This window comes from Bacillus sp. 05T21, from assembly GCF_056396785.1.
This window is the reverse complement of sequence record NZ_JBFTMD010000004.1, coordinates 198,639-212,628: the sequence shown is the minus strand read 5'-3', so window position 1 is coordinate 212,628 and position 13,990 is coordinate 198,639. Positions and strand designations below refer to the sequence as shown.

Genomic DNA, 13,990 nt, shown 5'->3' with positions numbered 1-13,990 from the left:
CACAAAAGTATGTGGAAAAATGAACTGTATGATGAAAGGAAACGCGATGAAAAGAACTTTAACTATTTTTATGTTAACGATACTACTTTTAATAAGTTTTAGTGCATGCTCTAAAAAGGAAAATCCATTTCCTGCAAACGGTTTATTAATCATTGGAGATGAAAATAAAATTTCACCAATTATTAATCGTTATCAAGAAATTACGAAAGAAAATGAAGTGTTTTCTGTGAAAAAAGGTAAAGTTGGAAATGGACAGGTATTAATTTTAAATGAATCTACAGCACAAGCATTGATTAAAGAAAAAGTTTTTCGTAAACGAGATAATGGCTCCAATTATATTATAGATACGTTACCGAAATTCCCAAAAGAAGGTTCGCTGTTGTTTACACATGAAGACGAAAAGAATATGAAAAGTATTGAATTAGAAGGAAAAGAGATTCCAGTTTTATACGATAGTGACGCTTGGATAGGTAACACTCGTAAATATCCAACGCAATGGTATGTGATTGTAGCACAAAATAGTGTGTATAAAGAAATAAAGGTAAATGAAACGAAAATGCAACTTCTTCATCTGAAAAAATCTTTAGGAGATGAAAAACCTAAAATGTCGACAGATAATACATTGGTTAATGAAAATGTCAAAGTAACAAGGCTAATTAAAGGTTTGGAAGGAGAAGTATCTTTTCAGTTTGTAACGATTGGAGAAAAATCTTAAAAAAGAGTTCAAGGTTGATAAAAACTTTATCAATCTTGAACTCTTTTTAGTTTATAGACCAATCAAATATTATGCTTTACATTACTTCATCTAATCGAGCCTCACTCGTTTCTTCAATCGTATTTGAATTTTGAACTGAATTATTTTGAGCTTCTTTTTCTTTACGAGACTTTTGTAGCATTTCAAGGATGATCCATAAAGGAACACCTTTATCCTTTAACATCTTCCATAAATCTAATTCGTTAAATTTATGCTCAGGCTGTTTCATTTCTTTTTCAGAGGAACGAATATCGAACTTGATAGGATCATCCGCTTTCTTACCTTCAAGTTTAGTAGAAGAGATAGTATTATGCTCAAGAATAGATGGAGTTATTTTAGTAGGTTGAGATAATGTATGAATGTTTGATTCGATTTGCATGCTTTTTCCTCCTTTTCAAGTAATGAAATAAGTTTTCTTATGATTATTAAATCCATTTGACATGAGGAACCTATATTCAATTATAAATTCAAATAATCAGATTTACAAGTTGTATTGTAAAAAGCAAATGTTTACTTGAATTAATATTTATCAACATTTGTGTATGTTGTCTATATATACAACGTATATAAAATACTTTACATTATGTTTAAGTTAAAAACTGATTGTGTCAATCTTTTTCACAGAAAAATGAAAGCGTTTAATTAGGGGGAGAAAGTATGGGGAAGTTATTTTTAAAAGTATGTTTTTTTACATTAGTGACTGTTTGTTCATTCGCAGCGAAAACAACATACGCTGAAGAGAGACAACAAAATAATTATCCTATCATTTTAGTGAATGGATTTGCTGGATGGGGTAGAGAGGAAATGCTAGGGGTAAAATATTGGGGTGGTGTTCATGATATACAAGAAGATTTAAAAAGAAATGGTTATACAGTACATACTGCAGCTGTTGGGCCAGTTTCTAGTAACTGGGACCGTGCATGTGAATTATACGCGCAAATTAACGGTGGAACAGTAGACTACGGCGCGGCGCATGCTGAGAAACATGGACATAATCGTTTTGGTAGAACTTATAGTGGATTTGCACCGAATTGGAGTGAAACAAATAAAGTTCATTTAGTTGGGCATAGCATGGGTGGACAAACGACAAGAACATTAGTGCAGTTATTAAAAGAAGGCAGTTATGAAGAAAAAAATCATGTGAAAAATCATCCGAACGCAAAGATATCACCACTATTTGAAGGCGGTAAATCGTATGTTCATAGTGTTACAACTTTAGCAACTCCTCATAATGGGACAACACTTGCAGACGGGAGTCTTCTATTGCCATTCGTTAAAGATTTTCTCATTACAGCTGCGAGTTTAGGAGGAAACAATAATTTATCATTATATGATTTTAAATTGGATCAATGGGGTATGAAAAAATATGCTGGAGAGTCCTTTTTCCAATATACTGATCGTATTTTAAATAGTTCAATTTGGGAGAATACAAAAGATATTAGTCAATGGGATTTAAGTACTGATGGAGCAAAGGAGTTAAATAATTGGGTAAAGACGCAATCGGATGTATATTACTTATCCTATAGTGGACATGCATCGCAAGCAGCACCTATAACAGGTTTGCATCTACCGCATATAACAATGAATAAAGTGCTAATGGGGAATGCATTCTTCTTAGGCTCTTATGCAAGATATGAAGAAAACCGACCATTAATAGATACTTCTTGGTGGCAAAACGATGGTGTAGTAAATACAAATTCTATGATTGCGCCTGCGTCTAATACTTTTGTAAATAATAATGAGTCTTTACAAATTGGAAAATGGAATCATATTGAAACGAAAGCAAATTGGGACCATCTTGATATGGTAGGGCTTAGTGTTTCAGACACGTTAGGTTTTTCTAACATTCAAGAGTTTTATAGAACAATTGTTGGAAAATTATCACGTCTACCGAAATAGATAATATAAAGCGCTCTCGATGGAATTCGAGGGCGCTTTATATTATATTGAAAGAGGGATTTGGTATAAAGATATGGGGGGATATTATGAAAATTCAAATTGTATTATCAGGATACGGGACAGTAGGAAGAGAGTTTATAAAATTATTAAATAAAAAATATTTATATATAAATGAAACATATGGAATTGACTTAGTTGTTAGTGGAGTGATAGGAAGAAATATTGCAATACATAACGGGAAAGGTTTGCATATTAATGATTTATTGACGTATGGTGATGGTTCTGCTGCAATTGAAAAATATATCGAACATTATCCAGAGGAACGCGGAACGATTAATATAAATGGTACTGTATTGGTTGAATCAACTGCTACAAATCTTAAAAATGGAAATCCAGGGAAACAGTATATGAAACAAGCTATTGAAAAACAAATGGATATAGTAGCTATTTCAAAAGGTGCACTTGTTACAGCTTGGAGTGAACTGAATACAGCAGCACGTATTTCAGGCTCACGCATTCGATATAGCGGTGCAACTGCCGCTGCGTTACCGACATTAGACATAGGACAACTAAGTTTAGCAGGTTGCCATATTGAAAAAATAGAAGGAATATTGAACGGGACAACAAATTATATCCTTACAAAGATGCATGAAGAATATAAGACGTTTGAAGAAGCATTGCAAGAAGCACAAAATAAAGGAATTGCGGAGACTAACCCGTTATTAGATATAAGCGGGATGGATAGCGCTTGTAAATTATTACTTTTGACGAATAGTTTAATGGGAAACGATTATTCACTCAAAGATATAAAAATAAACGGAATAGAGCACGTTACAACGCAACAAATTCAAAATGCAAAGGAACAAAATAAATCAATTAAATTAATTGCATCAGCATATAAAGATGATAATGGAAAAGTAAACCTTAGTGTACAACCTTGTAATTTAGAGAAAGAACATCCGTTAGCAAATATAAATGGCACGGAAAAAGGAATTACGTTCTTTACAGATACAATGGGACAAGTCACTACAATTGGTGGAGCTTCTAATCCACGCGGAGCTGCAGCTGCTGCTTTAAAAGATGTAATCAATTTATATCGAAATGATTTATAGGCTTTATAACCGTACCGCTATTAATAAAAAATACATATGTAGTGGACCTTTTGAGAATGAAATAAATATGCAAAAATAATTGCAGGGGGTAAGAAATTGTTTAAAGATTTTAAAGTTGTAAAAGATCGTCCCGTTTATATTCAATTAAAGGATTATTTAAAAAAGATGATTATGAAAGGGCATTTGTTGGGGGACCAAAAAATCCCATCAACAAGGGAACTGAGTGAATTATTATCAGTGAGCAGAAATACAGTACTCTCTGCATATGCGGATTTAGAACAAGAAGGACTCATTTATGCAGTTAAAGGAAAAGGAAATTTCGTTGCGAAGGTGGATATAAGTAACACCTCGTCTGTTGAAATAGATTGGAAAAATAAACTTAATACAGTTACCACATTAGCGGATGAATTAGACTTAATGAAGCATGGAGTTCGCTGGGAAAAAGGAATGATTGTTTTTAATAGTATAGCTCCGGACGAAAAGCTATTTGATGTTGAAAATTTCAAAAGAGCTTTTCTTACTCGTATGTCCATTGAAGGGGATATCGTATTGAACTACGGATATGCAAAAGGTTATAGACCGTTAATGAATTATTTACTTCATTACATGGAAATGAAAGGTGTAGATATTTCGAACAAAGATATTCTAATTACAAATGGATTTACAGAAGGATTAGATATTGTGTTATCTTCTTTATCGAAGAAATCAGGGCGTGTTATTTGTGAGAACCCAACTCACCATGCTGCATTGAAGCTTTTTCGTTTACATGGACTTGAAGTTCATGGAATTGATATGAATGATGATGGTATTGATACGAATGAAGTAGAAAAAAGTTTGCGTGAAAAGGATTTTGATTTCGCGTATTTAATCCCTTCTTATCATAATCCAACTGGTATTGTTACGAGTTCGGAGAAAAGAACGGAATTGATGAGGTTATTTTCAAAATACAAGATCCCTATTATAGAGGATGGGTTTAATGAAGAATTACGTTATTCGGGTTCACATTTATCGCCATTATTAACTTTTGCAGGGGCTGGTAATAATGTGATTTATATTAGTAGCTTTTCAAAGGTACTTTTCCCTGGTTTACGTGTAGGTTGGATCATTGCAGATAAAGAACTGATACATTATTTAGAAAGTGTTAAAAGAGCCAGAACCATTCACACATCTACGTTAGATCAAGCTGTTCTGTTTCAATATTTACATGAAGGATATTTTGAAAAATATTTAAAAAAAGCAAGATCTGTTTATAAGAAAAAATATGAGTTAGCTGTTGGGGCGTGTAATCAGTACATTCCGTTTAAAAGAATGACTGGAGACGGTGGACTTCATTTGTTTATAGAGTTGGAAGAAAAAATTCAAGCCCGCACACTTTTACAAAAGTGTTATGAGAAAGGAGTTACGTTTTCTCCTGGTGATGTTTTTTACTCTGATGGAGGAGGAGCGAACACATTCCGATTAGGATTTTCACGTTTGAAAGAACAGGAAATTGTTAGAGGGATTCAAATAATTGGTGAAACTTTAAAAAATGAAACTTGGAGTTGAGAAAATGAGAATTGGCGTTATTATGGGAGGAGTATCCTCTGAAAAACAAGTATCAATTATGACTGGGAATGAAATGATTGCACATTTAGATAAGAGTAAATATGAAATCGTTCCAATTACGTTAAATGAAAAAATGGATTTAATTGAAAAAGCGAAAGACATTGATTTTGCATTGCTAGCATTACACGGAAAGTACGGAGAAGATGGTACAGTTCAAGGGACGCTAGAGAGTTTAGGTATTCCTTATAGCGGTAGCAATATGTTATCTAGCGGTATATGTATGGACAAAAATATTTCGAAAAAGATTTTGCGTTATGAAGGAGTAGAAACACCAGATTGGATTGAACTTACAAAAATGGAGGATCTAAAGCTTGAGGAGTTAGATAAATTAGGATTTCCGTTAGTGGTAAAACCAAACTCTGGCGGCTCAAGTGTTGGAGTTAAGATTGTCTATGATAAAAATGAATTAATCTCTATGCTGGAAACTGTATTCGAATGGGATTCTGAAGTAGTAATTGAGAAGTATATAAAAGGTGACGAGATTACATGTTCAATTTTTGATGGGCAACAGTTACCTATCATTTCGATTCGACATGCTGCTGTGTTCTTTGACTATAATGCAAAATATGATGATACTAGTACAGTTGAAGAAGTTATTGAACTTCCAGCTGAAATAAAGGAACGTGTAAATAAAGCGTCACTGGCTTGTTATAAAGCATTAAAATGTAGTGTTTATGCAAGGGTTGATATGATGGTGAAGGAAGGAATTCCATATGTAATGGAAGTTAATACATTACCAGGGATGACACAATCAAGTTTACTACCAAAAAGTGCGGAAGCAGCGGGAATTAATTATAGCAAACTATTAGATATGATAATTGAAACTTCATTAAAAGTAAGGAAAGAAGAAGGTTTTTAAGGTAGTTATATAATTAATTCTTTTGACAGTTCCATGAATTATGCTATGATAATTACAATACGACAACTAAATATTTATCCACTAGGGGGGCCTTTTATAGGCTGAGATCAGATGGAATTTTGAGACTCTTAGTACCTGATCTGGTTAATGCCAGCGTAGGGAAGTGGGAAAGACGTTGCTATTTAACGAATATATACTGTCAATTTCACTTTCTTTACGCCTGTAAAGAAAGTTTTTTTATTTTACAGCTTTAATAATTGTGGATAAATACGTATATTTTTTACATTATTTGGAGGGATTTAAATGACTTTTTCACAATCATTACGTAAAGAAGTAGATTCAATTTGGGAAGCAAGTTTTAACCATCCTTTTGTAAAAAAACTAGGCGAAGGAACATTAGATTTAGCTAGTTTTCGATATTATGTGCTTCAAGATTCTTATTATTTGAGTCATTTTGCTAGAGTACAAGCGTTAGGTGCTGCAAAGGCTCTTGAATTAGAAACGACAGCTCGTATGGCACACCATGCACAAAATACGTATGAAGCTGAGTTATCATTACATGAGAATTTTGCAAAGAAATTAGGGATTCCAAAAGAAGAAAAAGATAATTTTATTCCTGCGCCAACTGCATATGCATATACATCTCATATGTATCGTGCAGCTTATGAAGGGCATTTAGGAGATATTATTGCGGCTATTTTACCTTGTTATTGGTTATATTATGAAATCGGTGAACGATTAAAAGAATGTCAACCAGAAGAGCCAATTTATCAAGAATGGATTTCTGCATATGGGTCTGATTGGTTCCGTACTCTAGTAGAAGAGCAAATCACACGATTAGATATGATCGCTGAAAAGGTAACAGAGGCAGACTGTAATCGTATGAGACAACATTTTATTTTTAGTAGTCAATATGAATATTCATTTTGGGAAATGGCATATACATTAGAAAAATGGCCGATGAATGAAGAAGTTAAAGGTGTTATTTAATTAAGAGTATATAAAAGGTATCGCTATATAAAGAGGCGATACCTTTTATTATATTTAGTTTCTGTAATTTTTTTGTAAATCATAGATAAAAAATATAATAATTCATTATAATGATTTTATAATATAAAGTCCCATAAGGAGGTAGTTATATGTTAATAGTTATTTTATATTAATTTTATATTAATTTGATTTTAACAATGTTTTATTTATATAACTAAATGTAATTTAGCTATTTCCTTTAATGTGCTTGGTTAAAATTTGATTCGTTAATGCTTAAAAAATTGGTATCTTTTCTAGTATTATTCATGATCAATATAAATTAAGAGAGGAAGTATTAATAATATGGAAAAATTACAGTTATTAGCATTTAAAAATATAGTAGAACCCCTCTATAATGAGAAAGTATCGTATATTTATTTTCCTATTGAATGGCTTGAGATTGTAGAGATACATTATAGAACATTTTTATTAACGAGCAAATTAAAACTTGTAAATGAAAGATTGTATGAAATGTTTTCTGATATATTATTCATTCAGCATAATCCATATATATTAAAGGAAGATACACCTTGGATTGTGGCTAAGGAACCAATGAGACAAGAACAGTTAGACTATATTTTCCAAAGCTGGTATGAGGTTATTCGTGATTGGAAACCGAATAAATTAATAGATCCACCACATTTAGAATGGCAGCATGATTTAATTAGTAATTTACCAGTATTACATGATAAAAAAACGTTTTCTAAATGGGTACCGGCTCTAATTACTCATATCTTTTGCGAACAGCCTTTACGTATGGAAAATAAAAATGAGGAAGAAATATATTTTTCGCCACTGCGATCACAACATATTTCTGAAGCGATGTCTGAGCCAATTAAAGATGAAGAAACACATGATTATTTCGCTTATGTATATCGGTTTGAATACATAACTCGTGGAGGTGAGAATATTCCGCTATTAAAAGTATCTGTAGGGATTAGGCGGTTTTATCAACAATATAATCATAAAGATATTTCTATACTTTTAGGGCGAAAGCGGAGCCAAATACTGATTTCAACTCCTGAATTTGAATTAAATAAGAAACAGCAAAGGTTTATAAAGTTAAAAGTGCAACAAGCTGAAAAAGGAATAAAGTGGATTAAACGTTTTAGAAATTTAGAAGATGATTATAGGATAGGGGGAGAAGTTAAATTAGAGCGCATTCTCCAATGTCCGAAAGAGTATATTAGAGGAACTAATGTAAGAGTACTTCTTCCATATAACGAAAATATATATAAAGTTCAAGGAACAAAAATAAAATTTGGTATAAAAGTAAGAGAAAAAGAGGAACTTTTTAATGAATTCCAACGAATATTCCCATACTTCACATTACTTCCAGAGGGTAAAAAAGTATTAACTAATAATGAGAATGAGTTATTACCTTTATTTGCACCAAAGGGATTAGACACAATTACGTTAGAAGTATGGTCAGATGATATAGTAATAGAGATAGAACAAGCGTTATTAGATAGCAAAATAGTTTTAGCTCAAAACGGAGATTCCTCCTATGTATTAAATGCAGACAATCCAGTGTTGTTAAAAATAGTAAGATATAACATTGGGAAATTGTTACAAAATCCATATAGAATGCAATATAGCCATAAAAACAAAAAGAAACTAGTAGATGATGTCGTAAAAGCTGTACATGCTACGGCAGGTGAGCAAAATGAAATGAAATTAGCATTAATTGCAATAAAAAATTGTGATGGGCGCGAAAAAATTAATCCAAAGCAAATTATTCGGGAAGGATTCGCTCAAACGGAACGTATTTCAGCATTTATTAATTTATTTATCGGACAAAGTGTATCTAAAAAAGAAATTATTAATGCCATTCTTAGTTTGTTAGAACAAAAGGGGTTCTTAAAGTGTAGTTGGAATAAGATAAAATTACCTGGGATAATTGTAAATTTATCAATTGAGAAAATGTCTAAATATGATTTCTTACCTATTTTTTCAAAAATAAATGGGAGAGAAATATTATATAAATTATATGGTCAAGAAGAATGGGGCACAATTGATCATACTTTATTAAATATAGGTAATAATAAAGTGTTTTTACCACAACCATCAAAAAGGAATGATATAGGAGTCAGTTTTAAACAATTTATGTCAGAAACATTAGTTGAAATTTCACAAGATGCACATAAACAAAATAAAGAAGTTTATTTTATTGTAGATGCCAATATGAGGAAATATTGGATAGAGGAATTGCAAAATAAAAGCGTTAATATTGGGGTTTCACCTGAAATAATCTCAAATTTAAAAGAGGATATAAACATAATTAGAATTAATACTAACTCAGATGTACCGAACTATATTGTTAGAGACCAAGAACATGTTATGAATGAAACGAGATTATTTGTAGATCAAATGGGAATTTACTATAGCACGGCTGCATACGAATTAGATTGTAATGAGATAGTACATCAGTACATACTCGAAGTTATCCCGCTTGGTGTAAAATCTGAAGAGAGAGAAGAAATCGCCAAAATGATACATTACATGTGCTGTAAATCAACCTTGCTCTCAGAACAAAATATTCATAATACGCATGTAATGCATATGGCTAAATTAATTAAAAATTATACTACCGATATTGATTCAAGGGAGTTTAAAGAATTCAATGACGAATTAGATGAAGATGTAATAATTTTAGAAAAAGAAGATACATTGATATTAATATAAATAATAGTGTACAAATCCTGCTAGTAATAATGAGCAGGATTTGTCATTTTTCATTGTAAATATAGATATGATTTGTCATGTATATTTTCGGTTTCATATTTACTTTATTTACATACAGGATTAAGATGTTTTTTAGAAATACAAAAACTACATCATATGGAAAAGCGATTTTTATTAATTGAAAAGAAAATTTGAAAGGAATGGGGAATTGTGAAGAAATTAGATGTATTATTAATGCTACTGAGCGGCCTCTTTCCAATTGCAGGAATGTTAAAGCAAATCCCTCTTGAACAATCTTTATATATTGGAGGACTTTTATTTTTTACTAGTTTCGGTAGTTACTTTGCGAAAAAGATATATTCACGTATATGTAGCTGGATAGCCTATGCACCATTTATAACACTACTGTTAGTTATTTGGAATCAGGATATTTCAATAAGTTCAATAATAGCGAACGCGAAAATCGCCGCTTGCATTGCGTTAATTCCGTGTTTATTCCGGTTTCGTACATACGGGCTTACTTTGGGCTTATTCTCATTATGGGCCGCGTTACTATGGGATATAAAAGAAGTGCAGTCGTTAGTCATACTTGAGCGTATGATGAATTTAATGACAAGCCATTATTTATATATTCTCCTTTTAGTTGGAGGACTTATATTAGGTGGATTACTTGCGATGTTATTACACCGTAAAGAGAAAGACACTAATAAAGAAAAAGACACTAATAAAGAAAATACTAATTTATTTAAACAAAAAAAGAAACGTAAAAGGCTATCATTTAAGATCCGCTTTCCAAGATTACCGAAATTTAAGATGAAATTATTTAAGTTTGGTGGAAAAGGTTCTAAACGTAAAAGGCCAGAAACAATGCATGAGCGTAATAACGAAGAACCAGTTGTAATATATGAAATGGCAGAGCAAATAGATCAATATAAAGAAAGTACTGTTCAAGGACAAACTAGGATGGAACGTCGAAGAAATAGGCATAATGCATAGTAAAATTAGTTAACCCCTTAATGATTTATCGTAGAATTGATAAATCATTAAGGGGTTTTATATATTCCTCTGTGTGCTTTTTTATCTCTCACATGTTTATTAGCAATTATCCAGTGAAATATATAAACTACTAGTAGTTACATAATACATTTTAGTAATGAGAAGAAATTAATACTTAACAAATCTTTATGTATGGCGGTTTCTGGGTAATCAGAAACTGCCTATTTTATATGGTTGCAAACATCGACTATTTGGAAAATCCCTTTGTTTTATTTGATGGAGATATAGTACCGCATATTGGTCATTCTTATTTAGGGCTATTTATTTCGATGAAGAGGATAGAGTGATTCGAAGCAGTCAAAAAAGAGCGTATGAAATATAAATAAAAAAGGACAAGCAGTCGTACCTACTGTCCATTAAAGGAGAAAAACATTTTGGTTTAGAACTACGAATAAACAGAAAATCTGCTTGTAATTATTGTTAACCTAAGTGTATTTATCTATACAATAAAAAAGGGATAAGTAAAATATACTTATCCCAAGAAAGGAAATTCAAAACACCAAAATGGCTCGTATTGGTCTACAGGTTCAAAACTAGTATATGTAAAATATAAAATCTCATACACAAAGCAGATAACAATTTTAGTTGTCTGCCAGTTAGTCGAATGAGTTAGTCAATTGTGATAATTTGCTTTCCCATTACAAGAAGAGTGAAGCTGATAGTTCAAACAGCTTGTAGGTAGTGTTTACGATGTTTTTAAAAATATACAGAGAAAGCAGATAAGTGAAGAACCTATCTGCTTCGCTGTAACAAAAGAAAGAAGTACCAGCCGTGGATACAGCGGCTTGAAAATAGTATGTATTGTTTTTTTGAAAAGTATTCAAGGAGTGAAGTCTGGTGGAATATATTCTATATGGTGTATATGAAATCACCCAGTTAATCAGTGAAGCAAAGGAGAAAAAAATAATGAATATCACACAATTACGTGGAATATAAAAGACGCTAACTAATCGAAAGCACTAAATATGGCGATTAAGGTAGCCTTGTAGATGAATGATATGAGACTAATAAAAGAATAACGAACTCAAGTCACATACGAAATTGACGATATCATCGAGCGAAAAGATAGACGTTATTATTACAGTCATTCAGCTAATGAATAAAGCGTGCCCAACTGGTGAAGAGTTACACCAGTTGGATAGATTCCTTGATATACAACCGCAAAAAAGAGGTGGACAAGAAAAAATACCGATTTGGGAAGATAAAGAAGAAGTGGACAAGTGAAGGGAAACGGTATGAGAGAAATTAAATAGGATGAAGAAAATGCCTGAAACCGTTGACGTGAAAGTTATGTCGGATGATGAGTTTCTAAAGAAATATAAGGGCACATTTAAAAAGGAAAGACACCCATTCAAAAACTACTATAAAGATTGCAAGCAGAAACATAACGGTTTGTTATAGAAATTTCATTTTGGTCAGATAGATTTTTGTTTGGAGTTTTAAGACTGTTGCATTTTTTTTATTTTTTTTGTTCCCAAAACACAACTAATAATTGCAAGTAATGCACTTGAGGAGATGAAATTTACGGTCCAATAAATTCCTGTTCCAGTAATTAAATCGATAATTACAAATTTTTTAATTGCCGAACTTTTTATTGTATGAAAAACAAATTGATTGTTATTGTTATCCAATGTTGTCACGTCCCTTATCTTTTTTAAAACATATGACAAGGTATGCTTGTTCTAGTCATTTAATCTCAAGAGAATGATAAAGAACCATAAAAAGAACAGCTAGCAAAAGCTAGCTGTTTCATAAATCAAAAACAAAAAATCAGATTGGTTTTGATTTATGATTGAGACGAATTATTTAAAATGTTGTAGAGAATTTAGTAAGTCATTATGGATACGTAATAAGGTTTGGATATCTTCTTCAGACAGTTGTTCTAGTGCTAGTTCCATTGCTTTATAAGAAGTAGAGTTTTCAATGGATCTCTTAGATATTTCTTGTCCTTTTGTTGTTACTTTTAATTGTATTTCTCTACGATCTTCATGTGATTGTTTTCGCTCAATTAATCCTAAATTAACTAACTCATCTACATTTACACTCATTGTGCTTTTAGGAACTGAAAGGCGTTCTGAGATATCTTTAAGAGTAGTATTAGGAGTTGCATAAATTGAATTTAAGATGCCCATTTGTTGAACTGTTAATCCTAACGTAGAAGCGTTTTGATGAGTAAACTTTATAATTTCTTTGTTTATTTTTACAAATGAATGGACAATTTCACTGGCTTGTTTGATACCTTGTTTATGTAGACTCAAAGTAATAACTTCCTTTCATTTTAAAATAATTCAACTCGAAATTGTTCATCGCTGAACTATTTTATTTTGAATCAAATTGTAGGGAAAGTCAATAAACGATATTGATAAAAAATCTAATGAAAAATTCATTTTGTAGAAATAAAAAAAGGTGATGAACGTCGCATCACCTTTTGATAAAGCAGAGCACTTTCAAAAATAAAGTATTCAAAATTAAAACAGAAGTTATCATAAATTTCTTTAATCTTTGACTTGAAACTTATCTTTAATATTAATAAATAATAAAAATAATATTATGGCAGATATTAAATTAGACAAGTAGAAATCTTGGTGGAACAGTAGTTCAAAGATGACATCGAAAGTGTATAATAAAGCAACAGCAGGTAATATGCAAATGAACATAAATCTCCAATTTTTTAAATAATGTTTGTAATAAGTATGTACTTTCTCCATAGATATTGCTCCTGTAATTTTTATTTTCTATATAAATATACATTCAAATAAAAGAATTTACAAAGCGTTTTAAAAATAAATAAAAAATACTGTGAAAGTGATGTGTAATAGAAGAAGTGTACTGAAATGTTAACATCTATACGAAATAAACATAAACTAACGCTAATATATCACTGTACTAATATGAAATTATAATTAGATATAATCTATAAAAAACTTTAAAACACCGTTACTAAAATGATACACTATAATCTACGTTATTTTAGTAATGAATAGAGGGATT

Annotated in this window: 14 protein-coding genes and 1 riboswitch; of the genes, 10 read left to right on the top strand and 4 right to left on the bottom strand. The window is 31.4% G+C overall.

Annotated elements, in window-relative coordinates; genetic code table 11:
- Positions 1 to 31 precede the first annotated feature (31 nt).
- Positions 32 to 715: a lipoprotein BA_5634 family protein gene (locus tag AC1DKZ_RS11510; RefSeq protein ID WP_476996323.1), complete on the top strand. Its 684-nt coding sequence runs from the start codon at positions 32 to 34 to the stop codon at positions 713 to 715.
- Between the two features lie 76 nt (positions 716 to 791).
- Here AC1DKZ_RS11510 and AC1DKZ_RS11505 read toward each other — a convergent pair whose 3' ends face one another.
- Positions 792 to 1,133: a DUF3914 domain-containing protein gene (locus tag AC1DKZ_RS11505; RefSeq protein ID WP_113936350.1), complete on the bottom strand. Its 342-nt coding sequence runs from the start codon at positions 1,131 to 1,133 to the stop codon at positions 792 to 794.
- Positions 1,134 to 1,411: 278 nt separating this feature from the next.
- On the opposite strand from AC1DKZ_RS11505, the gene AC1DKZ_RS11500 reads away from it, so the two are divergent.
- From AC1DKZ_RS11500 to AC1DKZ_RS11460, 9 genes are all read left to right on the top strand, one after another.
- A complete protein-coding gene (locus AC1DKZ_RS11500; protein ID WP_219302512.1) occupies positions 1,412 to 2,653 on the top strand; it encodes an esterase/lipase family protein in 1,242 nt (413 codons plus the stop codon).
- A gap of 86 nt (positions 2,654 to 2,739) precedes the next feature.
- Positions 2,740 to 3,765, top strand: coding sequence for a homoserine dehydrogenase (locus AC1DKZ_RS11495; RefSeq protein WP_476996261.1), 1,026 nt, complete (start codon positions 2,740 to 2,742; stop codon positions 3,763 to 3,765).
- 96 nt (positions 3,766 to 3,861) lie between these two features.
- Entirely contained in the window at positions 3,862 to 5,310 is a 1,449-nt protein-coding gene (gene pdxR / locus AC1DKZ_RS11490) for a MocR-like pyridoxine biosynthesis transcription factor PdxR (RefSeq protein WP_002085207.1), read from the top strand.
- Between the two features lie 4 nt (positions 5,311 to 5,314).
- Positions 5,315 to 6,229, top strand: coding sequence for a D-alanine--D-alanine ligase (ddlB, locus tag AC1DKZ_RS11485; RefSeq protein ID WP_002013134.1), 915 nt, complete (start codon positions 5,315 to 5,317; stop codon positions 6,227 to 6,229).
- A 73-nt stretch (positions 6,230 to 6,302) separates the two neighbouring features.
- Positions 6,303 to 6,408: riboswitch (TPP riboswitch) on the top strand.
- A 124-nt stretch (positions 6,409 to 6,532) separates the two neighbouring features.
- On the top strand, positions 6,533 to 7,219 hold the full coding sequence (gene tenA, locus AC1DKZ_RS11480; protein ID WP_476996260.1) for a thiaminase II: 687 nt from the start codon (positions 6,533 to 6,535) through the stop codon (positions 7,217 to 7,219).
- A 342-nt stretch (positions 7,220 to 7,561) separates the two neighbouring features.
- Complete coding sequence (locus tag AC1DKZ_RS11475; RefSeq protein WP_476996259.1) at positions 7,562 to 9,943, top strand: pPIWI_RE module domain-containing protein; 2,382 nt, start codon at positions 7,562 to 7,564, stop codon at positions 9,941 to 9,943.
- A gap of 210 nt (positions 9,944 to 10,153) precedes the next feature.
- Complete coding sequence (locus AC1DKZ_RS11470) at positions 10,154 to 10,939, top strand: DUF3959 family protein (protein WP_476996258.1); 786 nt, start codon at positions 10,154 to 10,156, stop codon at positions 10,937 to 10,939.
- A gap of 1,101 nt (positions 10,940 to 12,040) precedes the next feature.
- The gene (locus AC1DKZ_RS11465) at positions 12,041 to 12,223 is read left to right on the top strand and encodes a hypothetical protein (RefSeq protein WP_476996257.1); all 183 of its coding nucleotides are present in this window, start codon (positions 12,041 to 12,043) and stop codon (positions 12,221 to 12,223) included.
- A 39-nt stretch (positions 12,224 to 12,262) separates the two neighbouring features.
- Positions 12,263 to 12,400: a hypothetical protein gene (locus tag AC1DKZ_RS11460; protein WP_242309301.1), complete on the top strand. Its 138-nt coding sequence runs from the start codon at positions 12,263 to 12,265 to the stop codon at positions 12,398 to 12,400.
- Positions 12,401 to 12,438: 38 nt separating this feature from the next.
- On the opposite strand, the gene AC1DKZ_RS11455 is transcribed toward AC1DKZ_RS11460, so the two are convergent.
- The 3 genes from AC1DKZ_RS11455 to AC1DKZ_RS11445 all read right to left on the bottom strand — a co-directional run bounded on the left by AC1DKZ_RS11455 (position 12,439) and on the right by AC1DKZ_RS11445 (position 13,707).
- A complete protein-coding gene (locus tag AC1DKZ_RS11455; protein ID WP_000369808.1) occupies positions 12,439 to 12,630 on the bottom strand; it encodes a hypothetical protein in 192 nt (63 codons plus the stop codon).
- 171 nt (positions 12,631 to 12,801) lie between these two features.
- Positions 12,802 to 13,257, bottom strand: a complete 456-nt coding sequence (locus AC1DKZ_RS11450; protein WP_002127658.1) for a MarR family winged helix-turn-helix transcriptional regulator — start codon at positions 13,255 to 13,257, stop codon at positions 12,802 to 12,804.
- A 237-nt stretch (positions 13,258 to 13,494) separates the two neighbouring features.
- Positions 13,495 to 13,707, bottom strand: a complete 213-nt coding sequence (locus tag AC1DKZ_RS11445) for a hypothetical protein (protein ID WP_002127657.1) — start codon at positions 13,705 to 13,707, stop codon at positions 13,495 to 13,497.
- Positions 13,708 to 13,990 lie beyond the last annotated feature (283 nt).